25 protein-coding genes and 1 tRNA gene are annotated in these 24,965 nt (G+C 68.3%); 8 read left to right on the top strand and 18 right to left on the bottom strand.

The features are described from left to right. Nucleotides 1–294 precede the first annotated feature (294 nt). The 3 genes from VBO01S_RS22980 to VBO01S_RS22990 are packed head-to-tail and all read left to right on the top strand — an operon-like array spanning nucleotide 295 to nucleotide 3,636. Entirely contained in the window at nucleotides 295–1,077 is a 783-nt protein-coding gene (locus VBO01S_RS22980; protein ID WP_062479773.1) for a citryl-CoA lyase, read from the top strand. Nucleotides 1,078–1,082: 5 nt separating this feature from the next. Next, nucleotides 1,083–2,246, top strand: coding sequence for an acyl-CoA dehydrogenase family protein (locus tag VBO01S_RS22985; protein WP_062479775.1), 1,164 nt, complete (start codon nucleotides 1,083–1,085; stop codon nucleotides 2,244–2,246). 10 nt (nucleotides 2,247–2,256) lie between these two features. Further along, entirely contained in the window at nucleotides 2,257–3,636 is a 1,380-nt protein-coding gene (locus tag VBO01S_RS22990; protein WP_062479777.1) for an MmgE/PrpD family protein, read from the top strand. Between the two features lie 16 nt (nucleotides 3,637–3,652). Here VBO01S_RS22990 and VBO01S_RS22995 read toward each other — a convergent pair whose 3' ends face one another. Then, nucleotides 3,653–4,696: a helix-turn-helix domain-containing protein gene (locus tag VBO01S_RS22995; protein WP_062479779.1), complete on the bottom strand. Its 1,044-nt coding sequence runs from the start codon at nucleotides 4,694–4,696 to the stop codon at nucleotides 3,653–3,655. A gap of 128 nt (nucleotides 4,697–4,824) precedes the next feature. Between VBO01S_RS22995 and VBO01S_RS23000 the strand changes: the two genes are divergently transcribed. Together VBO01S_RS23000 and VBO01S_RS23005 are read left to right on the top strand one after the other, a co-directional pair. Next, entirely contained in the window at nucleotides 4,825–5,823 is a 999-nt protein-coding gene (locus VBO01S_RS23000; protein ID WP_255221179.1) for a tripartite tricarboxylate transporter substrate binding protein, read from the top strand. After that, a complete protein-coding gene (locus VBO01S_RS23005) occupies nucleotides 5,820–7,022 on the top strand; it encodes a M20 aminoacylase family protein (RefSeq protein WP_062479781.1) in 1,203 nt (400 codons plus the stop codon). The genes VBO01S_RS23000 and VBO01S_RS23005 overlap by 4 nt, the downstream gene beginning before the upstream one ends. A gap of 33 nt (nucleotides 7,023–7,055) precedes the next feature. Here VBO01S_RS23005 and VBO01S_RS23010 read toward each other — a convergent pair whose 3' ends face one another. The 11 genes from VBO01S_RS23010 to yaaA form a co-directional block, all read right to left on the bottom strand. After that, nucleotides 7,056–7,766 carry an arylmalonate decarboxylase gene (locus tag VBO01S_RS23010; protein WP_062479783.1) on the bottom strand — a complete coding sequence of 237 codons (711 nt, stop codon included), beginning with the start codon at nucleotides 7,764–7,766 and terminating at the stop codon, nucleotides 7,056–7,058. Between the two features lies 1 nt (nucleotide 7,767). Beyond that, nucleotides 7,768–8,775, bottom strand: coding sequence for a Bug family tripartite tricarboxylate transporter substrate binding protein (locus VBO01S_RS23015; protein ID WP_062479785.1), 1,008 nt, complete (start codon nucleotides 8,773–8,775; stop codon nucleotides 7,768–7,770). A 76-nt stretch (nucleotides 8,776–8,851) separates the two neighbouring features. Next, a complete protein-coding gene (locus tag VBO01S_RS23020) occupies nucleotides 8,852–10,006 on the bottom strand; it encodes a mandelate racemase/muconate lactonizing enzyme family protein (RefSeq protein ID WP_062479787.1) in 1,155 nt (384 codons plus the stop codon). Between the two features lie 111 nt (nucleotides 10,007–10,117). Next, nucleotides 10,118–11,005, bottom strand: a complete 888-nt coding sequence (locus VBO01S_RS23025; RefSeq protein WP_056572254.1) for a LysR family transcriptional regulator — start codon at nucleotides 11,003–11,005, stop codon at nucleotides 10,118–10,120. A gap of 13 nt (nucleotides 11,006–11,018) precedes the next feature. Beyond that, nucleotides 11,019–11,909, bottom strand: coding sequence for a LysR family transcriptional regulator (locus VBO01S_RS23030; protein ID WP_062479789.1), 891 nt, complete (start codon nucleotides 11,907–11,909; stop codon nucleotides 11,019–11,021). A 127-nt stretch (nucleotides 11,910–12,036) separates the two neighbouring features. After that, a complete protein-coding gene (locus tag VBO01S_RS23035; RefSeq protein WP_062479791.1) occupies nucleotides 12,037–12,942 on the bottom strand; it encodes an SDR family NAD(P)-dependent oxidoreductase in 906 nt (301 codons plus the stop codon). Nucleotides 12,943–13,062: 120 nt separating this feature from the next. Continuing rightward, complete coding sequence (locus VBO01S_RS23040; protein ID WP_062479792.1) at nucleotides 13,063–13,878, bottom strand: ATP-grasp domain-containing protein; 816 nt, start codon at nucleotides 13,876–13,878, stop codon at nucleotides 13,063–13,065. Nucleotides 13,879–13,902: 24 nt separating this feature from the next. Continuing rightward, complete coding sequence (queF, locus tag VBO01S_RS23045; protein ID WP_062479794.1) at nucleotides 13,903–14,772, bottom strand: NADPH-dependent 7-cyano-7-deazaguanine reductase QueF; 870 nt, start codon at nucleotides 14,770–14,772, stop codon at nucleotides 13,903–13,905. Continuing rightward, nucleotides 14,769–15,668, bottom strand: coding sequence for an alpha/beta fold hydrolase (locus tag VBO01S_RS23050; protein WP_062479795.1), 900 nt, complete (start codon nucleotides 15,666–15,668; stop codon nucleotides 14,769–14,771). Before VBO01S_RS23050 ends, queF begins: the two co-directional genes overlap by 4 nt. 19 nt (nucleotides 15,669–15,687) lie before the next feature. Then, nucleotides 15,688–16,530, bottom strand: a complete 843-nt coding sequence (locus VBO01S_RS23055) for a 2OG-Fe(II) oxygenase (protein WP_062479797.1) — start codon at nucleotides 16,528–16,530, stop codon at nucleotides 15,688–15,690. A gap of 153 nt (nucleotides 16,531–16,683) precedes the next feature. Beyond that, on the bottom strand, nucleotides 16,684–17,469 hold the full coding sequence (yaaA, locus tag VBO01S_RS23060; protein WP_062479798.1) for a peroxide stress protein YaaA: 786 nt from the start codon (nucleotides 17,467–17,469) through the stop codon (nucleotides 16,684–16,686). A gap of 105 nt (nucleotides 17,470–17,574) precedes the next feature. Here yaaA and VBO01S_RS23065 point away from each other — a divergent pair, with 105 nt between their 5' ends. Both VBO01S_RS23065 and galU read left to right on the top strand, forming a co-directional pair. Further along, on the top strand, nucleotides 17,575–20,445 hold the full coding sequence (locus tag VBO01S_RS23065) for a valine--tRNA ligase (protein ID WP_062479800.1): 2,871 nt from the start codon (nucleotides 17,575–17,577) through the stop codon (nucleotides 20,443–20,445). Nucleotides 20,446–20,548: 103 nt separating this feature from the next. Further along, entirely contained in the window at nucleotides 20,549–21,442 is an 894-nt protein-coding gene (gene galU, locus VBO01S_RS23070; protein WP_062479802.1) for a UTP--glucose-1-phosphate uridylyltransferase GalU, read from the top strand. A 67-nt stretch (nucleotides 21,443–21,509) separates the two neighbouring features. On the opposite strand, the gene VBO01S_RS23075 is transcribed toward galU, so the two are convergent. From VBO01S_RS23075 to cysM, 3 genes are all read right to left on the bottom strand, one after another. Further along, on the bottom strand, nucleotides 21,510–21,737 hold the full coding sequence (locus VBO01S_RS23075; protein ID WP_056572272.1) for a sulfurtransferase TusA family protein: 228 nt from the start codon (nucleotides 21,735–21,737) through the stop codon (nucleotides 21,510–21,512). Beyond that, entirely contained in the window at nucleotides 21,727–22,302 is a 576-nt protein-coding gene (locus VBO01S_RS23080; protein ID WP_056572274.1) for an NUDIX domain-containing protein, read from the bottom strand. Before VBO01S_RS23080 ends, VBO01S_RS23075 begins: the two co-directional genes overlap by 11 nt. Before the next feature lie 67 nt (nucleotides 22,303–22,369). After that, the gene (gene cysM / locus VBO01S_RS23085; protein WP_062479803.1) at nucleotides 22,370–23,272 is read right to left on the bottom strand and encodes a cysteine synthase CysM; all 903 of its coding nucleotides are present in this window, start codon (nucleotides 23,270–23,272) and stop codon (nucleotides 22,370–22,372) included. A 41-nt stretch (nucleotides 23,273–23,313) separates the two neighbouring features. On the opposite strand from cysM, the gene VBO01S_RS23090 reads away from it, so the two are divergent. Continuing rightward, nucleotides 23,314–23,398: transfer RNA gene (locus tag VBO01S_RS23090), tRNA-Leu, on the top strand. 104 nt (nucleotides 23,399–23,502) lie between these two features. On the opposite strand, the gene VBO01S_RS23095 is transcribed toward VBO01S_RS23090, so the two are convergent. The 3 genes from VBO01S_RS23095 to VBO01S_RS23105 all read right to left on the bottom strand — a co-directional run. Next, nucleotides 23,503–23,952, bottom strand: coding sequence for a GAF domain-containing protein (locus VBO01S_RS23095; protein ID WP_157627431.1), 450 nt, complete (start codon nucleotides 23,950–23,952; stop codon nucleotides 23,503–23,505). Between the two features lie 85 nt (nucleotides 23,953–24,037). Further along, nucleotides 24,038–24,460, bottom strand: a complete 423-nt coding sequence (locus VBO01S_RS23100; RefSeq protein ID WP_062479806.1) for a RidA family protein — start codon at nucleotides 24,458–24,460, stop codon at nucleotides 24,038–24,040. A gap of 12 nt (nucleotides 24,461–24,472) precedes the next feature. Next, nucleotides 24,473–24,965 (bottom strand): Rossmann-fold NAD(P)-binding domain-containing protein (locus tag VBO01S_RS23105; protein WP_502688669.1); only part of this gene is annotated, 493 nt, incomplete at its 5' end.

The following is a 24,965-nucleotide window of genomic DNA, read 5'->3' on the forward strand; positions in this document are numbered from 1 at the left end:
GGCCAGCCGAGCGCGGCGATCTCGCCCCAGCCTTGCGCCTCGTCGGCCTGCGGGTGTTCGGTGCGGGCGCGGCGTCGCGCGGTGGCGCCGCTGCGGGTGAAGTAATCGAGCGCCGCTTCGCGCACGGCCAGGAGTGAGTCGGAATCCATCGCGCTGTCTGCCTTTTTCTTTTCCGTTGCAATGACGAGTCGCAGCGTGCCCGAAGACCTCGCCGGCGGGCATTCGCGATTGCGGAAGGGAGGGTTTCGCAATCACTGAGCGCCTGCGGGCGCGCGCGGGGATAGATTTGCGGCCATGACAAAGATCAAGAAATCCCTGCACACCGACCTCGGCCACAGCACGCCCGACAAGATCACCGTGCGCGGGCGCGACCTGCCCTCGGAAATCCTCGGCCACCTCAACCTGGGCGACATGGCCTTCCTGGAGCTGACGGGCCGCATCCCGACGCCGCAGGAATCCGTGACCTTCAACGCCATCGTCGTCACGCTGGTGGAGCACGGTGTGACACCCAGCGCGCTGGCCGCGCGGCTCACCTATGCCGGCGCGCCCGAGGCGCTGCAGGCCGCCGTGGCCGCCGGCCTGTGCGGGCTGGGCACCGTGTTCGTGGGCAGCACGGAAGGCGCCGCGAAGATGCTGTACGAGGCCATCCCCTTCGGCGAGAAGCCGAGCCGTCCGCTGGCCGACATGGCCAAGGACATCGTGGCCGACCACCGCGCGCGCAAGATCATCGTGCCCGGCCTGGGCCATCCGCTGCACAAGCCGATCGACCCGCGCACGCCGCGCCTTTTCCAGATCGCGGCCGAGAACGGCCTGTCGAGCCACTACGTCGCGCTGATGCAGGCGGTGCAGGAAGAGGCCGAGCGCGTGTCGGGCAAGTCGCTGCCGATCAACGCCACGGGCGCCATCGGCGCCATTGCGGCCGAGTTCGGCTTTCCGTGGAAGATCATCCGCGGCTTCGGCGTGATGGCGCGCGCCATCGGCCTGGTGGGCCACATCCTCGAGGAGATCGACGACCCGATGGCCATCGAGATCTGGCAACGCGTCGAAAAGGAAGCGGGCGGCCCCCGCCAGGACTGAAGCACATGATGATCGCTACCGACAACCGTTTCCCCGACATTCGCGACGCCGTGCGCGACCTGTGCGCGCAGTTTCCCAACGAGTACTTCCGCAAGGTCGACGAGGCGCGCGGCTACCCCGCCGAGTTCGTCGACGCACTCACGAAGGCCGGCTGGATGGCCGCGCTGATCCCGCAGGAATACGGCGGCTCGGGCCTGGGCCTGACCGAAGCCTCGGTGATCATGGAAGAGATCAACCGCTGCGGCGGCAACTCGGGCGCCTGCCACGGCCAGATGTACAACATGGGCACGCTGCTGCGCCACGGCAGCGAGGCGCAGAAGCGCCAGTACCTGCCCAAGATCGCCAGCGGTGAGCTGCGCCTGCAGTCGATGGGCGTGACCGAGCCGACCACCGGCACCGACACCACGAAGATCAAGACCACCGCCGTGAAGAAGGGCGACCGTTATGTGGTCAACGGACAGAAGGTGTGGATCTCGCGCATCCAGCATTCGGACCTGATGATCCTGCTGGCGCGCACCACGCCGCTGGCGGACGTGAAGAAGAAGTCGGAAGGCATGTCGATCTTCATCGTCGACCTGCGCGAGGCCATCGGCAAGGGCATGACGGTGCGCCCGATTCTCAACATGGTGAACCACGAGACCAACGAGCTGTTCTTCGAGAACCTCGAGATCCCGGCCGAGAACCTCATCGGCGAGGAAGGCCAGGGCTTCAAGTACATCCTCGATGGCCTGAATGCCGAGCGCACGCTGATCGCGGCCGAGTGCATCGGCGACGGCTACTGGTTCATCGACAAGGTGACGGCCTACACGAAGGACCGCGTGGTGTTCGGCCGCCCCATCGGGCAGAATCAGGGTGTGCAGTTCCCGATTGCCGAAGCCTTCATCGAGACCGAGGCCGCGAACCTGATGCGCTACGAGGCCTGCCGCCTGTTCGACGCGCGCCAGCCCTGCGGCGCGCAGGCCAACATGGCGAAGTACCTCGCGGCCAAGGCGAGCTGGGAGGCGGCCAACGCCTGCCTGCAGTTCCACGGCGGCTTCGGCTTTGCGTGCGAATACGACATCGAGCGCAAGTTCCGCGAGACGCGGCTGTACCAGGTGGCGCCGATCTCGACCAACCTCATCCTGAGCTACGTCGCCGAACACATGCTCGGCCTGCCCCGCTCGTTCTGAAGGACTGCACATGAACGCCATCGATCACCCCAGCAAGGTGCTCGCGACCTTTGCGGCCGAGCTGAAGTTCACCGACATTCCCGCGCCCGTGCTGCGCCGCACCGAGGACCTGATCCTCGACTGGCTCGGCTCCGTGCTCGCGGCCCGCACCGCGAGGCCGATACGCAGCATCGAGCGCTTCGCGCAAATGATGGGCCCCGCTGAAGGCCCGAGCGAAATCCTCACCTCGCGGCGCACCAGCTCGCCGCTGTTCGCGGCGATGGTCAACGCAGCGGCTTCGCACTACGTGGAGCAGGACGACGTGCACAACGGCTCGGTGTTCCACCCGGCCGCCGTGGTCATCGCGCCCGCGCTCGCAGTGGCACAAAGCGTCGGTGCCAGCGGCGCGCAGCTGCTGACGGCCGTGGTCGCGGGCTACGAGGTGGGCATCCGCGTCGGCGAGTTTCTCGGCCGGTCGCACTACCGCACCTTCCACACCACGGCGACGGCGGGCACGCTCGCGGCCGCTGCGGCGGTGGGCCGGCTGCTCGAGTTGTCGCCGCAGCAGATGCTGCATGCCTTCGGCTCGGCCGGCACGCAGTCGGCCGGTGTGTGGGAATTTTTGCGCGACGCGGCCGACTCGAAGCAGCTGCACTGCGCGCACGCGGCGGCCAGCGGGTTGATGTCGGCCTACCTCGCGCAGGACGGCTTCACGGGCGCGGCGAAGATCCTCGAAGGCGCGCAGGGGCTGGGCGTGGGCATGTCGAGCGACGCCGATCCGGCCAAGCTCACCGACGGCCTGGGCACGCGCTGGACGCTGGCCGAGACCTCGTTCAAGTACCACGCCTCCTGCCGCCACACGCACCCGGCCGCCGACGCGCTGCTGCAAGTGATGGAACAGAACCAGCTCAAGCCGACAGACGTGTCCCAGGTCACGACCCACGTGCACCAGGGCGCCATCGACGTGCTGGGGCGCGTGACGGTGCCCGCCACGGTGCACCAGGGCAAATTCTCGATGGGCACGGTGCTGGGCCTGATCGCCGTGCACGGCCGCGCGGGCCTGGGCGAGTTCGACCGCGACTTTCTCTCGCCCGAGGTCTCGGCCTTCCGCGAGAAGGTGACGATGGCGCTGGACGACGAGGTCGACACCGCCTACCCCGCGCGCTGGATCGGCAAGGTCAGCGTGCACACCGCCGATGGCCGCACGCTGGCCGGCCGCGTCGACGAGCCCAAGGGCGACCCCGGCAACAGCCTGAGCCGCGCCGAGATCGAGGACAAGATGCAGCGCCTGGCGCACTACGGCGAAGGCGCGACGGCCGACGAAGCGAAGGCGCTGTGCGAGCGCGTCTGGCAGCTGGCCGGCACGGCCCGCGTGGGGCGCTGGCTGCAGGCGACCTCCTCCGCCGCCTGAACCACGGCGCGCCCGCTCACGCCTCGGGCAGCGAGGTCTCCTGCAGGCGCCAACGCGCGCGCGGGCCGCGAAAGGTGTAGCGGTCGCGGTAGCGCTGCGGGCTGGTGCCGGTGGCGCGCGCGAACATGCGGCAGAACGCGCTGGTGTCGCCGTAGCCGCAATCGCGCGCGATCTCGTCCACCGAACGGAAGGTGCCTTCGAGCCACATCTGCGCGCGCTGCACGCGCAGTCCCTGCAGGTACTTCAGGGGCGTCATGCCCGAATGCTGGTGGAACAGGCGCGTCAACGTGCGCTCGCTCACCGACGCTGCCGCCGCGGCATCGGCCAGCCGCAGGGGTTGAGCTGCATGGGCCTGCATCCACGCCTGGGCCAGGTACAGCGGTGTGTCGCGCGCCTGGCCCATCACCTGCGTCCCCGTCATCGCGGCCGACAAGGCCTGCCGCTCGGTGTTGAGCAACAGCTTCTCGGCACCCGCGTGCGCCAGGTCGGCCAGGCCCGCGTAGCGCGCCAGGTGCAGCACCAGCGCATGCAGCAGCGACGGCGCCACCGCGCAGACGCAGCCGCGCTCCGCCACGATCGGCTCCCTGGCTTCCATGCGCACCCCGGGAAAGTACTTCTCGAAACCCGACTGGTAGAGCCAGGGGATCGGCGCGCTCAGGATGCAGTCCGCCTGCGCCAGCAGCCAGATGCCCGTGCCGCAGGCACCGATCAGGCTACCCGCCTCGAAGCGCCGGCGCACCAGCTCGACGCTGGCGGCATTGCGCCGCACCAGCTTCTGCAGCGCCGGGATGGACTGCATCACCAGGGGCGCCAGCAGCAGCACGCGCGGCCCCGGCTGCGGACGGCGCGCATGGCGGCGCTCGTCTTCGTTGATGCAGGTCTGCGCATGCCAGCGGTGCGCGCGGCCGTCGGCACCGAGCAGACGCCAGCTCGCGGCCGGCAAGGCGTCGCGCGGCGCACGCACGCGCGCCAGGGCATTGAGCTCGCGCAGCACGTCGACGGCGGACCACAGCGCACCGGGTGCGCCGCCCTCTGGGAGCAACAGATCGAAGTGAACCACCGGCGGGACTCCTGGCTGAAACAGCACATCGATTGGCTGGATCAAACATTGTGGCAGGCGACGGGCAAACCTACGATCCGCCGACCGTTCGATCCTTCCTGTCCCGTCCTGCCCTGTCCTGTCATGAGGTGTCTGCCTTGATCCGCTTCTGCCTGAAAGCCTCGCTGCTCGCCCTGTGCAGCGCCACCACCCTGCTGGCGGCCCCTGCCGCCGGCGCGGCCTGCGTGTCCAGACCCGTCACGCTGCTGGTGCCCTACCCGGCCGGCGGCCTGTCCGACGTGATCGCGCGCTCCATCCACCTGTCGCTGTCGAAGCAGCTGGGCCAGCCGGTGCTGGTCGAGAACCTCGGCGGCGCCGGCGGTGCGATCGCGGCGCAGAAGGTGCTGGCGGCACCGGCCGACGGCCACATGGTGTTCCTGGGGTCGCCCAATGAAGTGATCCTCACGCCGCTCGCCAATGCCGCCGTGAAGCTGCGCCACGACCAGTTCCGCCTGCTCGGCCCCGTGACGTTCAACCCGATGGTGCTGCTGGCGCGCAAGGACCTGCCGGCGCAGTCCATCGACGAGCTGATCACCCTCGCCCGCACGCCCGGCGGCAAGCCGCTGAGTTACGGCAGCGTGGGATACGGCTCGCTGTACCACTTCGCGGGCGAAGACCTGTCGACGCGCGTGGGCGCCGCCATGCTGCACGTTCCCTACAAGGGCGGCGCGCCGCTGCTGCAGGACATGGGCGCGGGCCTCGTGGACTTCACGATGATGCCGTGGGCCACGATGTACCGCGGGCTGGCCGACCAGGGACGCCTGAAGATCCTCGGCTGGGTCGGGCCGCGCCGCGAGAAGTTCGCCCCCGAAGCCCCGGCCTTTGCCGAAGGCAGGCTGCTCAAGGACTTCGAGTACAGCACCTGGGCCGGCCTGATGGTGCGCAAGGAAACGCCGGACGCCACGGCCGTCTGCCTGCACCAGGCACTGACGACCACGCTGGAACAGCCCGAGGTGCAACAGGCGATCCTGTCGACCGGCTCCATGCCGGCCGCTGCGCGCACGCTCGACGAATCGGCGAAGCAGTTCGCGGCCGAGGCCGCGCGCTTCCAGGCCCTGGCCAAACGCATCAACCTGCAACCCCAATGACCGACACGCCACACGACACCCGCGAGGTGCGCGACTGGGCCGAGGCGCACGCCGGCGCCTACACCGCCGTGCGCCGCCAGATCCATCGCCACCCCGAACTGGGCTTCGAGGAGTTCCAGACAAGCGCGCTGGTCGCCGACCGGCTCGAAGCCTGGGGCTACCAGGTGGACCGCGGCATCGGCGGCACCGGCTTCGTCGCCCAGCTGAAGCTGGGCGACAGCCCGCGCCGCCTGGGCATCCGCGCGGAGATGGATGCGCTGCCGATGACCGAGCTTGCGCAGATTCCGCACGCCAGCCAGCGGCCCGGCGTGATGCACGCCTGCGGGCACGACGGCCACACCACGATGCTGCTGTTCGCGGCGCAGTACATCGCCGAGCAGCGACGCTTCGACGGCACGCTGAACCTGATCTTCCAGCCGGCCGAAGAGGGCCTGAACGGCGCCTCGCGCATGATGCAGGAGGGCCTGTTCACGCGCTATCCCTGCGACGCGGTGTTCGCCATGCACAACATGCCCGGCCTGCCGGCAGGCCAGCTGTTGTTCCGCGAAGGCGCGCAGATGGCCTCGGGCGACACGGTGGTCATCACGCTCACCGGCCGCGGCGGCCACGGCGCCATGCCGCATCTGGCGACCGACCCCACGGTCGCCGCCGCCAGCATCGTGATGGCGCTGCAGACGGTGGTGTCACGCAACACCGACCCGCTGCATGCGGTGGTGGTCACGGTGGGCGTGCTGCAGGCCGGCACGGCCAGCAACGTGATTCCGGAGACGGCGCTGCTGAAGCTCACGGTGCGCGCGCTGGACCGCGACGCACGCGACCTGGCCGAAGCCCGCATCCGCGCCCTGGTGCATGCCCAGGCCCAGAGCTTCGGACTGGAAGCCGAGGTGGACTACCAGCGCGGCTACCCGGTGCTGGTCAACACGCCTTCCGAGACCGCGTTCGCGCGCACGGTGGCACGCAACCTCGTGGGCCCGCAGGGCATGGTCGAGACCGGGCCGCCCGTGATGGCCAGCGAAGATTTCGCCTTCATGCTCGAAGAGGTGCCGGGGTGCTATTTCTTCATCGGCAACGGCACGCACATCCGCGAAGGCGGCTGCAGCGTGCACAACCCTCACTACGACTTCAACGACCATCTGCTGCCGGTCGGTGCCGCCTACTGGGCGAGCCTGGTGGAGCAGTACCTGCCGAAGGCCGGCTGACCGGGCCTTCGCGCACGCAAGGAAAGGCGGGGTTCAGCCGAACAGCCGCCCCTGCCCCGGCGAGCGCGCATCGAGCCCGGCGGTGCGCACGAGGTCCCAGAAGCCCGCGGGCGAGCTGGACACCACGGGCACCTGCAAGCGCGCCTCGACCTCGCGCACGGCATCGAGCGTGACGAGGCCGCCGCACGAGATCAGGAGGCCGTCGGCGCCGGGCTGGTCTTCGAACACCTTCAGGCACAGGTCGACCAGCACCTCGGTCGACACCTGGCCCACGGCCTGCACGTCGGAGATGGCCAGGCCTTCGAGTGCGAGCGGTTCGAAGTCGCTCTGTTCGAGGTAGGTCCGCAGCTGCGTGTTGACCTCGTCGATGTAGGCGGTGGCGACGGCCACGCGCCGCACCTTCAAATGGCGCAGGCCCGAGAGGATGGCGTCGCTCATCGTCGTGCAGGGCAGGCCCGTGGCCTGTTCCATCTCGCGCTTCAGCTGGCGGGTGAAGGCGACGCCGCGAAAGAAGCTCAGCGAGGTGCCCATGAGGGAGACGGCACTGACGCCCTCCGCCTTGAGTTCCAGCGCCTTGCCGATGACCGAATCGATCACCTCGGTGTAGCCGCGCGTGGAGATTTCGCCCAGGCCCAGACCCTTGGCACTGAAGCGGATGCGGTCGCCGTAGAGCAGCGGGCCGTCGACCGGCACGGCGCCGGCTACGGGAGGAACGATGAGGCCGAGATGGGGCTGCTGTGTCACCTCAGTTCCCCTCCGCCACGATGCGCTGGTCCGTGATGATGCGTTTCCATCGCGTCGTTTCTTCCGCCATGTCCTTGCCCAACTGGGCCGGCGTGGCGTAGGCGCGCAGCGTGCCTTGCGCGGCGGCGGCCGTGCCCGTCTCGGGCATGTCGAGCACGGTCTTCACGGCGGCCGAGAGCTTGTCGACCACGTCGTTGGGTGTGCCCGCCGGCGCGAGCAGGAAGATGCGCGGCGCCACGTCGAAGCCCGGCAGCGCCTCGGCCAGCGGTGCCACGCCTTCGGCGCCTTCGAGCTTCGCGTTGTTCAGCAGCGCCAGCGCGCGCAGCTTGCCGGCCTTCGACTGCGCCATGGCAGCCGTGGCGCTCACCACGCCCAGCGGCACCTGGCCGCCGACGACGTCGGGCACGATCTGCGCAGCACCGCGGTACGGCACATGCACCACGAACGCGCCGGTGGATTGCTTGAGCATCTCGAAGCCCAGGTGCTGCACGGTGCCCACGCCCGACGACGCGTAGGAGTAACGGCCCGGATGCGCCTTGAGTTCCTTGACGAGTTCGGCGGGCGTCTTCGCGGGAAAGTCGTTGCCCGCGACGATCATCAGCGGCGACACGAAGGCACCGGCCACGGGCTTGAAGCTGGTCAGCGGATCGATCGCGATCTTCGGCTGCAGCAGCTTGGCGATGAGCAAGGCGCTGTCGCCCATCATCAGCGTGTAGCCGTCGGGCGGCGCCTTGGCGACGAGGTCGGCCGCGATGAGGCCGGTGGCGCCGGTGCGGTTTTCGACCAGCACCTGCTGGCCCAGCACCGCGGGCAGGCGCGCGCTGAGCATGCGCGCGACCGCGTCGACGCCGCCGCCGGCCGAGTAGCCGACGACGATGCGGATGGGCTTGTCGGGAAACTTCTGCGCCCACGCGGCGGGTGCGGCGGCCAGCAGGCCGGCCAGGGCCAGCGTGGCCTGCAGGGCATGCCGGCGCGAGGGCTGCATGGCGTCTGTTCTTCTGTCGTTCATCTTGTCTCCGTGGTGGTCGGGATGCGCCGGCCGTCTGCGCGGCCTGGTCGTGGTCGGAAGTGTCGTCGGGTGGCGCTCAGGCCTTGCCTTTCCCGTGCGAGGTCGGCAGCTTCGCGAGTTCGCGCACGCGCTCGGCGTTGGGCGTGAAGCCCAAGCCCGGCGCCTCGGGCAGCGTGAGCCAGCCCTGGTCGGGCACGGGCAGGCCGTCGAAGATCTGCTTGAGCATCTGCACCGCGACGTAGTGGTACTCGACCAGCCCGCCGTTGGACACGCCCGCATGCAGGTGCATGTTGTGGAAGGGCCAGGCGCCGCCGTTGTCGATCGGCACGTTGAAGGCGGCGGCCATGCCCGCGATCTTCAGGCACTGCGAATAGCCGCCCGAGATGGTCACGTTGGGCTGCAGCACGTCGGCCGCCTGGTTCACCAGCAGGTCGCGAAAGCGGAAGGCCAGGCCCTCGTTCTGCCCGCAGGCCAGCGGAATGCGCGTGCGCGCGCGCAGCTGGGCCATCTGGCGCACGTCGTTCTGCGTGAGCGGCTCCTCGAAGAAGCTGATGCCGTAGGGCTCGATGCGGTGCGCGAGTTCGGTGGCGTGGAACAGGTCGAGGCCGCAGTTGGCGTCGACGTACAGCTTGACGTCGGGGCCCACCGCCTCGCGCACGGCGGCCACGCGGCGCACGTCTTCGGCAATGACCTCGTCGAGCGGGCGCGGCTCGTCGCGGCGCGCGAGGGCGTGGTTGCCGACGGTCATCTTCAGGCGCTGGAAGCCCTGCGACACCCACAGCCTGGCGGCGGCGGCGAGCTGGTCGCGCTCGAAGAAGCCGAAGCCGAAGGTGGCGTACACCGGCACCTTGGCGCGCGCGCCGCCGAACAGGCGCCACAGCGGCTGGCCCAATGCCTTGCCCTTGAGGTCCCACAGCGCGATGTCGAGCGCGGCGATGGTGTGGCTCGCATAGCCGGTCTGGCCGCGCGGCGAGAGCAGCCAGTAGAGCTTCTCCCACAGGCGCTCGGTGGCCATCGGGTCTTCGCCGATCAGCGCGGGGCCGGCCACTTCGCGCACGGCGGCGGCGATGATTTCTTCTTCGGTGATGGCGGTCATGCCGTGGCCGACGAGGCCGGTGTCGGTCTCGATCTCGGTGAGGCACAGCGACAGCGAGGTCTGCTTGTTCAGGCCGACCACGTCGATGGTCACGGGGATGTTCAGCGGCGTGGCGCTGACGCGGATGATCTTCAAGGGTGTCTCCTTTGGTGTGCACGCATCTTTGCGCGAGGGCCGCAGGAGAACAATTCGTTTTTGGCGAGTTCGAGCCTTCGCGCGGCGCGAAGGCTCGCTGCCCCGATGACCTCAGTCGGGCCGGCCGAGGTGTTCGAGCACCGAGCGCGCGGCGGCCGTGAGCTCCTGCTGGCGGCGCACGCACAGCAGGTGGCGCCGCAGCGCCCAGGGCGCGTCGAGCTTGAGGCAGCGCAGCTTGAGGATCTGCAGCTGCGGCAGGATGGCCGCATAGGGCAACACGCCGATGCCCACGCCCTGCTCCACCATGCGGCAGACCATGTCGAAGCTGCCCACCTGCATGCGCACCTTGAGCGGCACCTGGGCCTCGAGCGCGGCCGCGAGCAGCACGCGGTGCAGCGCCGTGCCTTCGCGCACCACGATATGGTCGTGGCGCAGCACCTCCTGCACATCGATGCGCTTGCGGCGCGCCAGCGGGTGGTCGCGCGCGACCACCACGGCCAGCTCGTCGGTGCGGTATGGCAGGCATTCGAGACCGTCGGCCGGCGTCTGGCCCTCGATCACGCCGATATCAGCCAGTCCGGCCTGCACGGCCTTCACCACCTCGGTGCTGGCGCGCTCCTGCAGGTCAATCTTGAGCACCGGGTGCAGGCGCAGGAACGAGCCGATCTGCGCCGGAAGGAACTGCGCGATGGTCGAGGCGTTGGCCGTGATGCTGACCACGCCCGCCACGCCGTTCTGGAAATCATCGAGCTCGGCGCCCAGCCGGTCCATGGCCGAGAGCACGGCGCGCGCATGCAGGAGAAGCCCATGGCCGGCCGAGGTGAGCGTGACGCCGCGCGCATGGCGCACCAGCAGCGGCAACCGCGCGCGCGCTTCGAGATCGGAGATGCGTTTGCTCGCAGCCGCGAGCGCGATGTGACAGCGCTTGGCGCCTTCGCTGATGCTGCCGTGGTCGGACACGGCCACGAACAGGCGCAGCGATTTCAGGTCGGCGGACATGCGGGATGCGCCTTCAGGGCGCAACGAGGTGATCGAACAGCTCGCGCGCCGACGCCGGCAGTTGCTCGCGGTCGCGCGCGATGAGCTTGAGTTCGCGTTCGGCCCATGCGTCGCTCAGTGGCACCGTGGCGATCCGCATCGCCATCGACAGCCGCTGCGCCGACGACGACGGCAGCACGCCGACACCCACGCCCGCTTCGATCATCAGGCAGATGGCCTCGAAGCTGCTGACTTGAATGCGCGGGTTGAAGCCGCGCCCCGCGAGTTCGGCGCGGCGCTGCAGGAAGCGATGGATGGCGCTGCCGTGGTGCAGACCCACGTGCTGCTCCTCGAGCGTGTCGACAAAGGCCACCGAGGGCGCACCCGCGAGGTGGTGCGTGGCCGGCACGACCAGCACGAGGTGGTTGCGCCCGAACGGGCGCGCATCGAATTCGCCGGTGTGCACGTCGCCCGCGAGGATGCCGATGTCGGCCTCGCCGTCGGCCACGGCGCGCACGATTTCTTCGCTCAGGTATTCGCGCAGATCGACCTGCACGGCCGGGTGCTGCGTGAGAAAGCCCGCAAGTTTTTGCGGCAGGTACTCGGTGATCGAGGTGGTGTTGGCGAACACGCGCACATGGCCCTTGATGCCCTTGCCGAAGTCCTGCATGTCGCAGCGCAGGTGCTCCATCTGCTGCATCACGCGCTTGGCGTGGTACAGCACCGCCTGCCCCGCGGCCGTGAGGCTCACGCCCTGCGCGCTGCGGTGCAGCAGCTTGCCGCCCACCGCTTCTTCCATCTGCTTGATGCGCGTGGACGCGGCGGCCAGCGAGATGCAGGCCTTCTCGGCGCCGCGCGTGAGGCTGCGCGCGTCCGCCACGTAGACGAACAGTTTCAGGTCGAACAGGTCGAAGTGCAGATTCACCGGGCGGGCACGAAGGAAGCGGGAGGAACGCGCATTGTCCGGCGAACGGCGTCGCCTGCGGCCGCTTGCGGGTTTGTCCTCAGAAGGTGTGAATGAATCCGGACATGGCGGGTTCGTTCAAACCTTCTCAGACCGGGTCCCAGCTGAACACGTCGGCCGAGCGGTCCAGCGGGAAGAAACTGGCGCGCATCGCGGGCATGGCGTGCTCGGCGATGCTCTCGGGCGTCCAGCCTTCCGAGCGGTGGATGGAGCGCACCGGGCGCGGCTGGCTGATGAGCGAGATCTCGTTGTTGCGCACCGAGAAGATCTGCCCGTTCACGGCCGCCGCCGCATCGCTCGCCAGGTACACCGCGAGCGGCGCCACCTTGGCGGGCGTCATCTGCTTGATCTTGTCGACGCGGGCGCGCTGCTCGTCGGTGTCGGTGGGAATGGCGCCGATCATGCGGCTCCAGGCGAAGGGCGCAATGCAGTTGGAGCGCACGTTGAACTTGAGCATGTCCAGCGCGATGGACTTCGACAGCGCCGCGATGCCGAGCTTGGCCGCCGCGTAGTTGGCCTGGCCGAAGTTGCCGATCAGGCCCGAGGTGGAGGTCATGTGCACCAGCGCGCCCGAATTCTGTTCCTTGAAGTGCGTCGCGGCCGCGCGGCTCACGAAGTAGGCGCCGTACAGGTGCACCTTGATCACCGCATCCCACTCGTCGACCGACATCTTGTGAAAGAACCGGTCGCGCAGGATGCCCGCGTTATTCACCACCGCGTCGATGCGCCCGAAGCTGTCGACCGCACATTCCACGATGCGCCCCGCGCTCGCGGCATCGGCCACGCTGTCGGTGTTGGGCACAGCCTCGCCACCTGCCGCGCGGATCTCCTCGACCACCTGCTGCGCCGGCCCGGCACTGCCGCCGGCGCCGTCGAGCCCCGCGCCGATGTCGTTGACCACCACCTTCGCGCCATGCCGCGCCATCGCGAGCGCAATGTCGCGCCCGATGCCGCCGCCCGCGCCGGTGACGACGATCACTTTGCCTTCAACCATGTGTCTTGCCTCTGCTTCGGATGTTCGTTCGCCCGCGAACTCGCGGGGGAATTTCAGAATGCCACAGGCGAGGCAGGCGCGGGTTTGGGGTTTCCGAAGAGGGGCTTCAGGCAGACGGGGTCATGACCTCGCGCGCGCCAGGATTTCCCGCCAGAGCAGGAGCGGGTTTGCGCCGGCGTACCCCGATTCCTGAGCGTCGTTGCATTCGATGATGATCCAGCGGCCGTCCCTGGCCTTGGCAAAGTCCACCACCAGGAACGGCACTTTCAGCCGAGCGGCCGCCTGCTGCGCCAAGGCCAGCCCCACGCGGGCGTCCGCAAGCTCATAGGGCGCCACCTGGTGCCAATAACGGCCCCACCCGACACACTCGCCGTTCCACCAGAACGATCGGTATTCCGCAGAGGGCACGACCTTGCCGGGCACGTGCCCGGCAACCGGCACCAGAGGAACGAACTCCCTGATAACGGGCTTCTGCCAATGAAGGATCGCGTCGTCGCGGTACCTGCTCGCGGCAACTTCGTAGTGCGCTCGACTCTGGATCACCGCAAGATCCGGGTTGTGCTTGCTGGTCTGCCTTGCGCCCTTCATGAAGACCGGCCATGTGAACAGGGCCTCGATCTGCGCCGCATCGGGCAGCGCATCGAAGACAACCGTTCGCGGCGTGAACTCCTCGATGAGGGGGTACCAGCTGTCGAGCTCACTGGCGAGCGCATGCTCCTGCGGTGAGTTGACCGGTCGCAGCCCCATGGCGACTTTCTCGGCATACACCGCGGCGTAATCTTCGATTGGTCCCACGCGAAGCACGCATGGCTCCTCGGCATCCAGGAGATACGGATGGTCGCAGGCGAAATTCAGTTCAAAGTTGAAGTCGTAGCTGACCACGCCAACCGACTGGCTGACAACGAGCAGCTGCTGTTCGAGCCGAACAAGATTCACGAGGGCTCGCCGGCTCGGTTGCGTCTACTGCCGCGCCGTGCGGATGTTCGCCGGCAGCGCCTGCGGCCAGCTCGTGCGGAACGGGTTGATGTCCAGCCCGCCGCGCCGCGTGTAGCGCGCATACACCGCGAGCTTGGTCGGCTGGCACTGGCGCCAGATGTCCGTGAACATGCGCTCGGCGCAGGGTTCGTGGAACTCGTTGTGGTTGCGAAAGCTCACGATGTACGCCAGCAGGCCGGCCTGGTCGATGGGCGGGCCGCTGTAGCGGATCTGCACGCTGCCCCAGTCGGGCTGGCCGGTGACGAGGCAGTTGCTCTTGAGCAGCCGGCTGGTGAGGGTTTCGTTCACGTGCACCTGCGTCGTGTCGCTGCTCAGCAGCTCGGGCGCGGGCTGGTAGTGGGTGCATTCGATGTCGAGGCGGTCGAGGTCCAGGCCGTCGATCTCGTGCACGGGCTCGCGGTCGAAGAGGTCGGGCGTGAGCAGCTTCACGCCGATGCCGGCCGACTGGTCGCTGCCGCGCCATGCGGCTTCGGAGAGGTCGGTGCGCAGGTGCTCGCGCACGGCATCGATGCTGGCGAAGGTGCTGTTGTTGAAGCTGTTGAGGTACAGCTTGAACGACTTGCTCTCGATGATGTTGGGCGTTTCGCAGGGAATGGTGAAGTGCGCGATGGCCACCTGCGGCTTGCCGCGCGGGTTCAGCCAGCTCAGCTCGAAGGCGGTCCAGAGGTCGGCGCCGAAGAAGGGCAAGGCGCCGGCCTGGATGCCCATGGCTTCGCGCTGCGTGGTGCGTGCGATGGGGAACAGCAGCGACGGGTCGTACTTGTCGGCGTAAGCCGAGGCGCGGCCGAGCTGCGACTGTTCGGGGGTGTTGGGGTTGGTGGGGTCGTGGCTCATGAGGCGGTTCCGGCATCCGCCGCGTGTGCGAACGGAGCGATGTGGTGGGCGAGGATCGTGCAGACCTCGGGCGGCAGGTCGTGGCCCATGCCGGGCACGGCGATGAAGGTCGCACCCGGAATGCGCTGCGCCGAATCGCGGCCGCAGGCGATGGGCACGAGCGCGTCGGCGTCGCCGTGCAGCACCAGCGTCGGACGCTGGATGCGCGCCAGCACCTGCGGGCGGTCGTCGTCGGCGCCGATGGCGAGCATCTGGCGCATCAGGCCGGCCGGATGGTAGGCGCGGCGCATGCTGAAGGTGAGGCGCGCGGCCAGTTGCTCGTCGGTCTGCGGGTAGGCCGGGCTCTGGATGAGCCGCAGCAGCTTGATGCTGTGCGCGACCAGCGCGGCCTCGTCGTGGCTGCGCGGGCGCCGCATGAGCATGGCCCCGACCTCGCGGCGCGGGCCCGGCAGGCCGCGCGCGCCGCTGGAGCTCATGATGCTCACGAGGCTGGCGGTGCGCTCGGGCGCGGTGGCGGCGATGCGCTGCGCGATCATGCCGCCCATCGAGGCGCCGACGATGTGGGCACGGGCAATGCCCAGCGCGTCGAGCACGCCGAGCGAATCGAGCGCCATGTCCTGCAGCGTGTAGGCGCTGCGCACCTTCAGGCCGATGCGGTGGCGGATGGTTTCCCACACGAGGTTGCCGGTGCCGAGGTGGTCGAAGCCCTGGCTCAGGCCGATGTCGCGGTTGTCGTGGCGCACCACGCGAAAGCCCGCATCGACCAGCTGCTGCACGAACGCATCGGGCCACGCGACCAGCTGCATGCCCAGCCCCATGATCAGCAGGATGACGGGACGCCCTTCGCCGCCGGTGTCGTCGACTTCGATCTGCAGGCCGTTGGCGGTGACTTTCATCGGTTCCCTGTTTTTCTTTTTACTTGAACTCGCGTTCGCGCAGCCACTTGGTGGCGACCCATTTCTCGCCCGCGAGCACCGGCGCGCCGCCGTGCAGCGTGCGGGTGGCGGGGTCGGGCCGGTCGTAGCTGAAGAACACGCCGGTGCCGCGCACCGGGGCCACTTCGAGCCCGATGTCGGGGAAGGTGGTGGCGCCGCCCTGTTCGGGCTCCTGCAGGTACATCACGAGCGTGGCCACGCGCTGGCCGCCGCGTTTGAGGATGGTGGGCGTGCCGGGTTCGTGCGGGTCGAAGTAGTCGTAGTGCGGGCGGTACTGCGCGCCGGGCGCGTAGCGCAGGATCTGCAGGCCCTCGCCGTACTCGAGCGGCCAGCGCAGCAGCATGGCCAGGCGCTGTTCGAGGCGCGCGACGATCTCGTTCTCGCCGCGCTCGAAGAACATGCCGTCGCTGGTGCGGTCGACGTTGAGCACCTCGCCGCCGGTGCGGGTCTCGACGGTGAGCGAGCGGGCCAGCCGCACGCGCGCGGCGGCGATCAGGCCTTCGCATTCCTCGACCGACAGCAGGTTGCCGAACACCACGACGCGCGGGTGCCGCACGGTCTGCAGCACCTGCACGCGGCGGTCGCCGGCCTCGATGTACAGCGGCGCACCGTCGAGGTCGGGGCCGGGCATCTCGGTGCGCGCCGGCGCCAGGGCCGCCTCGACATCGGGGAACCCGGCCTCCAGCTGGGCCAGCGCGAGGTCGGTGGCGGCATCCTGCCAGCCGGCCGCCCGCATCGACATGCGCAACGCGGGCACCGAATGGCCGGCCGCGAGCTGGGCCACCAGCCATTCGCGCAATTCCGGACTGATCGCTTGGGACATGTCAGTGCTCCTCCACTCTGCAATGAGACCCGCAACACATGACTCCACGCAGTTCTTCGCCAGAAACACCGCGGAACCGGCTTTGCCGGGCCGCTGGTGTTGCCCCCTGGAAGGGGGTTGGCGAAGCGACACGAAGTGCGCGCAGCCTGGGGGTCATGCTAGCTTTCTTCTGAACACCAGCCTTTCGGCTGTCGACACGCTTGCGTCGAAACCATAACCCTCGAGGTCGAATTTTTCCAGCGCCTTGGGCGTGGCCGCCTGGTGCAGCACGGCCCAGCGCGCCAGCAGGCCGCGGGCGCGCTTGGCGAAGAAGCTCACGATCTTGTACTTGTCGCCCTTCCACTCCTGGAACACGCATTCGACCACGCGCGCCTTGAGCACTTTCTGGTCGACCGACTTGAAGTACTCCTGCGAGGCGACGTTGACGACGACCGGCGTGCGGTCGGCCGCCAGGCGCTCGTTCAGGTGCTCGGCGATGCGCGAGCCCCAGAAGGCGTACAGGTCCTTGCCGTGGCGGTTGGCCAGCGCGGTGCCCATTTCGAGCCGGTAGGGCTGCAGGCGGTCCAGCGGGCGCAGCAGGCCGTACAGGCCGCTGAGGATGCCCACATGGTCCTGCGCCCAGGCGAGCTGGGCGGGCGTGAGGCTGCGGGCGTCGAAGCCGCCGTAGACGTCGCCGTCGAAGGCGAAGGCGGCCTGGCGGGCGTTCTTGTCGGTGCTCTTGGACGACCAGGCGGCGTAGCGGGCCACGTTGAGGGCCGAGAGCTTGTCCGACAGGTGCATCAGCTCGGCGATGTCCTGGGGCGACTTCTCGCGCAAGAGCTTGATGAGTTCGACCGAGGGGCCGCGCGGGGCTTCGAAATGGGGTTGGGTGGCGGGGGTTTCGGAGGGGACGGGGGTGTCGTAGTCGAGCGACTTCGCGGGGGAAAGCAGGAACAGCATCAGTCGATTATGTGGGGCTGGGGTTTCCCCGGGCCGCCCCGGTAAAATCCCGGGCAATCCCACCCTGTCACCAACGGCACCCGAGGGTGCCGTTTTGCATTCCCCATGAGCGAACCTACCTCCCAGCCCGGCCTCGAGAGCCTGTCCAAATCGTTCGAACCCGCCGCCATCGAGGCGCACTGGGGCCCGGAATGGGAGCAGCGCGGCTACGCCAAGGCGGGCTTCCGCGGCACGCAGCAGCCCAAGGAAGGCGCCGAGTCGTTCGCGATCCAGCTGCCGCCGCCCAACGTCACGGGCACGCTGCACATGGGCCATGCGTTCAACCAGACGATCATGGACAGCCTCACGCGCTACCACCGCATGAAGGGCGCCAACACGCTGTGGGTGCCGGGCACCGACCACGCGGGCATCGCCACCCAGATCGTGGTGGAGCGCCAGCTGCAGGAGCAGAAGGTCAGCCGCCATGACCTGGGCCGCAAGAATTTCGTGGCGCGCGTGTGGGAGTGGAAGGAAAAGTCGGGCAGCACCATCACCGAGCAGATGCGCCGCATGGGCGACACGGTCGACTGGAGCCGCGAATACTTCACGATGGACGACGACCTCTCGAAGGTGGTCACGCACACCTTCGTGAAGCTGTATGAAGAAGGCCTGATCTACCGCGGCAAGCGCCTGGGCAACTGGGACCCGGTGCTCAAGACCTCGGTGAGCGACCTCGAAGTCGAGAGCGAAGAAGAAGACGGCTCGCTCTGGCACATCGCCTACCCGCTGGAAGACGGCAGCGGCACGCTCACGGTGGCCACCACGCGCCCCGAAACCATGCTCGGCGACACGGCCGTGATGGTCCACCCCGAAGACGAGCGCTACAAGCACCTGATCGGCCAGCGCGTGAAGCTGCCGCTGGTGGACCGGCTGATTCCCATCATTGCCGACGACTACGTCGACAAGGAATTCGGCACCGGCGTGGTCAAGGTGACGCCCGCGCACGACTACAACGACTATGCCGTGGGCCAGCGCCACAAGCTCGAGGTGATCGGCATCCTGACGCTGGACGCGACCATCAACGACAACGCGCCTGAAAAGTACCGCGGCATGGACCGCTTCGTGGCGCGCAAGGCCATCGTGGCCGACCTCGAGGCGCTGGGCCTGCTGGTCGAGGTGAAGAAGCACCGCCTCATGGTGCCGCGCTGCGCGCGCTCGGGCGCCGTGGTCGAGCCCATGCTCACCGACCAGTGGTACGTGGCCATGACGCGCCCCGGCGCCGACGGCCAGTCGATCGCGCAGAAGGCCATCGACGTGGTGAAGTCGGGCGAGGTGCGCTTCGTGCCCGAGAACTGGGTCAACACCTACAACCACTGGATGGAGAACATCCAGGACTGGACCATTTCGCGCCAGCTCTGGTGGGGCCATCAGATTCCCGCCTGGTACGACGAAGACGGCAAGGTGTACGTGGCCGAGACCGAAGCCGAGGCGCAGGCCAAGGCACCGGGCAAGACGCTCACGCGCGACGAAGACGTGCTCGACACCTGGTACTCGTCGGCGCTGGTGCCCTTCTCTTCGTTGGGCTGGCCCGAGAAGACGCAGGACCTGGCGCTGTACCTGCCCTCGACCGTGCTCGTGACGGGCTACGACATCATCTTCTTCTGGGTCGCCCGGATGATCATGATGACCAAGCACTTCATGGGCACGGTGCCGTTCAAGGACGTGTACATCCACGGCCTGGTGCGCGACGCGCAGGGCAAGAAGATGAGCAAGTCGGAAGGCAACGTGCTCGACCCGGTCGACCTGATCGACGGCATCGAGTTGCCCGCGCTGCTCGACAAGCGCACGCAGGGCCTGCGCAAGCCCGAGACCGCACCGGCGGTGCGCAAGAACACGCAGAAGGAATTCCCGGACGGCATTCCGGCCTTCGGCGCCGATGCGCTGCGCTTCACTTTCGCTTCGCTGGCCTCGCTGGGCCGCAGCATCAACTTCGACTCGAAGCGCTGCGAGGGCTATCGCAACTTCTGCAACAAGCTGTGGAACGCCACGCGCTTCGTGCTGATGAACTGCGAAGGCCAGGACTGCGGCCTGCTGGAGCACACCAAGGAAGACTGCCAGGTCGGCGGCAAGGCGCACGGCTACCTGAAGTTCAGCCGCGCCGACTTCTGGATCGTCTCGCAGCTGCAGCGCGTCGAGGCCGAAGTGGCCAAGGGCTTCGAGGAATACCGCTTGGACAACGTGGCCAACGCGATCTACCAGTTCGCCTGGGACGAGTTCTGCGACTGGTACCTCGAAATCGCCAAGGTGCAGATCCAGACCGGCGACGACGCGCAAAAGCGCGGCACACGCCGCACGCTGATCCGCGTGCTCGAGGCACTGCTGCGCCTGGCGCACCCGATCATTCCGTTCATCACCGAAGAGCTCTGGCAGAAGGTGTCGAAGGTCGCGGGCCGCGAAGGCGCGTCGATCATGATCGCGGCCTATCCGCAGAGCCAGCCCGAGAAGATCGACGAAGCCGCCGAGGCGCACGTGGCGCGCCTGAAGGCGCTGGTCGATGCCTGCCGCACGCTGCGCGGCGAGATGAACGTGTCGCCCGCCACGCGCCTGCCGCTGTACGCGGTGGCCGACGACGCCGAGGGCGCGGCCTTCCTGCGCGACGCGGCCCCGGTGCTGCAGGCGCTGGCCAAGCTCAAGGAAGTGAAGGTGTTCGACGACGAGGCCTCGTGGCAGGCCGCCGCCGAAGCCGCGCCCGTAGCGGTGGTGGGCACGACGCGCCTGTGCCTGCACATGGAGATCGACAAGGCAGCCGAGAAGCTGCGCATCGGCAAGGAAATTGCACGCATCGAGGGCGAGATCGCCAAGGTGCACGGCAAACTCGGCAACGAGGCCTTCGTGGCCAAGGCGCCGCCCGCCGTGATCGAACAGGAGCGCACGCGTCTGGCCGATTTCACCGCCACGCTGGAGCGCCTGCGCGGCCAGCTTGTGCGCCTCGGCTGACAGACGCGGCCCGGGTGGGGGACTAGGATTTGGTCATCGGCTTCGCGCCGTAACCCCCCTCATCCCTCTCCTTTTTCCTGCATCCAACGACACTGAACCGCCCATGTCCACTTCTTCCCCGACGCGCATCCGCAAGGCCGTATTCCCTGTTGCAGGCTTCGGCACCCGCTTTCTGCCGGCCACCAAGGCCCAGCCGAAGGAGATGCTGCCAGTCGTCGACAAGCCGCTGATCCAGTACGCCGTCGAAGAAGCCTATGCCGCGGGCATCCGCGACATGATTTTTGTGACCGGGCGCAACAAGCGCGCGATCGAAGACCACTACGACACCGCCTACGAGCTCGAAAGCCAGCTCGAAGCCAGCGGCAAGGACGCACTCCTTGAAATCGCCCGTTCGGTGTCGCCCGACGACATGACCTGCTCGTACGTGCGCCAGCCGCGCATGCTGGGCCTGGGCCACGCCGTGCTGTGCGCCGAGCACCTGGTGGGCAACGAGCCCTTCGCCGTGCTGCTGGCGGACGACCTGATGGTCGGCCCTGTCGGTGGCCAGCCGGTGCTGGCGCAGATGACCGAAGTCTTCGCGCGCCTGGGCGCCTCGGTGCTGGCCGTGCAGGAAGTGCCGCTGGAGCACGTCAAGCGCTACGGCATCGTGGCCGGCGAGACCGTGGAAGACGGCCTCGTGAAGGTCAACCGCATGGTCGAGAAGCCCAAGCCCGAAGACGCGCCCTCGCGCCTCGGTGTGGCCGGCCGCTACATCCTCACGCCCGGTGTGTTCGACGAGATCCGCAACCAGCCCAAGGGCGCGGGCGGCGAGATCCAGTTGACCGACGGCATCGCGGCGCTGATGAAGAAGGAATCGGTCTACGCCTACTCGTACAAGGGCATCCGCTACGACTGCGGCAGCAAGGAAGGCTTCCTGCAGGCGTCGGTGGAACTGGCGCTGGCGCACCCCGAAGTGGGCGCGCAGTTCCGCGAATACCTCAAGAGCCTGAAGCTCTGAGGGCGCTGCAAAGCGCTGAAAACAAAAGGGGCCGCGAGGCCCCTTTTTCTTTGGTCGGTTGCCGACGCTAGCGCCGCTTCAGCACGTGGATGAAGTCGCTGCCCACGGTCTCCTGCGCCACCAGTTCGTTGCCGGTCTGGCGCGCAAAGGCCTGGAAGTCGCGCACCGAGCCCGGGTCGGTCGACACCACCTTCAGCAGCTGGCCGCTCGCCATGTCGTTGAGCGATTTTTTCGCCTTCAGGATCGGCAGCGGGCAGTTGAGGCCGCGCGTGTCGATTTCGCGGTCAACTTGCATTGCCAGGCTCCGGCGGCAGGTTCAGGCCGCGGCGACGCTCTTCGTTTTCCGCCGCCGTGAAGAACACCGGCTCGTGGCCGCGCGTGCGCAGCCAGTCGGCCAGCGCATAGCCGGTGCCGGCGGGCCAGCACCGCAGGTCGGGCAGGTCGTAGAGGCGGTAGTCCACCAGCTCGGGCGAGAGCTTCACCTCGCCATCGGCCACCACGTGGTACGCGATGATGATCTGGTTCATGCGCTGGAAGTCGTAGGCCCCGACAAGCTTGGCGGCGCTGACGTCCAGGTTGGTCTCTTCCTTGACCTCGCGCGCGATGCCCTCCTCGGGCGTCTCGCCGGCTTCCATGAAGCCGGTGATGAGCGCAAACATCTTGCCCGGCCAGGCCGCATTGCGCGCCAGCAGCACCTGGCCGCGGTACTCGACGATGGCCGCGAGCACGGGCGTGGGGTTGTTCCAGTGCGTGTGGCCGCAGTTGGGGCAGCGCAGGCGCTCCTTGGGACCGCCGTCTTCCATCAACGCGATCCATTCGAGCGGGGTGGCGCAGGCCTGGCAGAACTTGGGGTGGGGCATGGGGAGTCTCTGTTCTTTTTCGCGGGCGTGCGGCGCCCGATGAAGGCGCCGCCGCAGTGTGAAGGGATCAGGCGGGGAAAACGCCCGTCGACAAGTAGCGGTCGCCGCGGTCGCAGACCACGAACACGATGGTGGCGTTCTCGACCTTCTTCGACACCTCGATGGCCGCCCACAGCGCGCCGGCTGCCGAGATGCCGCCGAAGATGCCCTCTTCGCGCGCCAGGCGCCGGCACATCTCCTCGGCGTCGTCCTGGCTCACGCTGATTTCCTCGTCGACGCGGCTCGGGTCGTAGATCTTCGGCAGGTACTCGACCGGCCACTTGCGAATGCCCGGAATGCGCGAGCCTTCGGCCGGCTGCGCACCGACGATGCGCACCGCCGGGTTCTTCTCCTTCAGGTAGCGCGAGACGCCGGTGATGGTGCCCGTGGTGCCCATGGCGCTCACGAAGTGGGTGATCTTGCCCTGCGTGTCGGTCCAGATCTCGGGGCCGGTGGTCTCGTAGTGGATGCGCGGGTTGTCGGGGTTGGCGAACTGGTCGAGCACGCGGCCCTTGCCCTGGGCGACCATCTGCTCGGCCAGGTCACGCGCGTATTCCATGCCGCCGCTCTTGGGCGTGAGCACCAGCTCGGCGCCGAAGGCCTTCATGGTCTGGGCGCGTTCCACCGAGAGGTCCTCCGGCATGATCAGCACCATGCGGTAGCCCTTGATGGCCGCGGCCATCGCCAGCGCGATGCCGGTGTTGCCCGAGGTGGCCTCGATCAGCGTGTCGCCGGGCTTGATTTCACCGCGCTCCTCGGCCCGCTTGATCATCGACAGCGCCGGCCGGTCCTTGACCGAGCCCGCCGGGTTGTTGCCTTCGAGCTTGCCCAGTATCACGTTGCCGCGCTTGGCGTTTTCCGCGGCGTGGATGCGTTGCAGGGCAACCAGGGGGGTCTTGCCGATGGCGTCTTCGATCGTCGGATAATTCATGCCAGCCACTGTGCCATAATTTTGGGCTTCCTTCCGGATGTGCCCGGGTGGTGAAATTGGTAGACGCAGGGGACTCAAAATCCCCCACCGAAAGGTGTGCCGGTTCGATTCCGGCCCCGGGCACCACGAGACGACACCGTCTCACCCCCACATCAAGAAACCCGCTCGCTTCACTGGCGCAGCGGGTTTTTCTTTGCCTCGGGGCCTTCCAGGCCGGGCAGCGCCCCGCCCTAGCCAAGCACGTCGGCGAGCTTCACCTGCAGCGACAAGGCGGCCTGGTGCAGCAGCTCGAACTCGTCGTCCGGCAGTGGCACGGCCGTGAAGTTGAAGTGGCACAAGGTGCCGGCGACCGCGCCCGAGGGGTTCAACAGCGGAACGCCGTGGTAGCTGATGGTGTAGCCCCGCCCGGGATGCGTGGCAAAGCGCTCGTCCACGCTCGAGTCGTCGGTGCGGAACCACCCGTCGCGCAAGACAAAGGGACAGATGCTCGCCTCGAAGGGCACGACGGCGATGTTCTCGGGGATCAGCTCGCCTTGCTTGTCGTGCAGGTAGAGGCTCGTGACCAGGTCGGAGCGGATCCTGTAGATCCCGGTGTACCGATGCGGCACGCGCGCGTTCAGGTAGGCGAGGACAGCCTGTGCGCCTTGATCGGCAAGCAACGCTTCAATCGTTTGGGGCATTCGTTTCGTCCGCTTCGCTTCGATCGGTTCGATCTGGAACCTGTGCCGCCATGGTACGCCCGGCCCCTGGGCCTCCGCTTCGGTGTCAGCCCGCCTGCACGGTCTTCAACGCCGCCACGGCGCGAATCTCCACCCGCAGCGCCGGCCGCGCCAGCGCCGCCACACCCAGGATCGTCCACGCCGGGAAATCCTCGGTGATGTAGCGATCCTTCACCTCGCGAAAGCCCGCCAGCTCGTGCTCGACGTCGACGTGGTAGCTCACGATCTCCACCAGGTCGGCGAAGCCGAGCCCCGCGCTTTCGAGCACCACGCCCAGCCGCCGGAAGGCCCAGTCGGCCTGTTCCGCGGCGCTCTCGGGCACGCTGCCGTCGGCACGCAGGCCGACCTGCCCCGCCACGAACAGCAGGCCGCCGGCCTTGACGCCGGGCGCGTACTTGAAGGTGTCGAAGACGGCGGTCGAGCCGAAGGTCGGATGGCCGTCGGGGATGCGAACGCTCTGTTTGTTCACGGGTGCGTCCCTTCAGGCGTCTGCGGGCTGCAGGCCGGTGTGCACCGTCGGATGCGCGAGCCGCACGCGCAGCTCGCGCTTGAGCCGCGTGTTGTCGAGCCGGCGCGATTCGCCCATGAAGCTCAGCAGTTGCAGCGGCAATTGCCGCTCGGCCTCGCCACGCGCCACGCGCGGCGGGCGGGGCATGCCGTAGAGGTCGGCGGCCAGGTCGAAGTAGTCGCCCATGCGCAGCTCGGTGTCGTCCGACGCATGCACCACGCGCTGGGGCTTGCCGCGGAACAGCGCCGCCACGCAGGCACGTGCGAGGTCGTCGGCGTGGATGTGGCTGGTGTAGACGTCGTCCTCGCGGCGCAGCACGGGCGTGCCGCGCTCCAGGCGGCCGCGCGGCGTGCCGTTCTCGCGGTCGGGCGCGTAGATACCCGGGATGCGCAGGATGCCGGTGCGCACGCCGGTGCTGCGGCCAAACCAGCGCACGGCGCGCTCGGCATCGACGCGCCGGTGGGAG

Origin of the sequence: Variovorax boronicumulans NBRC 103145, from assembly GCF_001591345.1 — a bacterium.
In the GTDB taxonomy this organism is placed as follows: Bacteria; Pseudomonadota; Gammaproteobacteria; order Burkholderiales; family Burkholderiaceae_C; genus Variovorax; species Variovorax boronicumulans.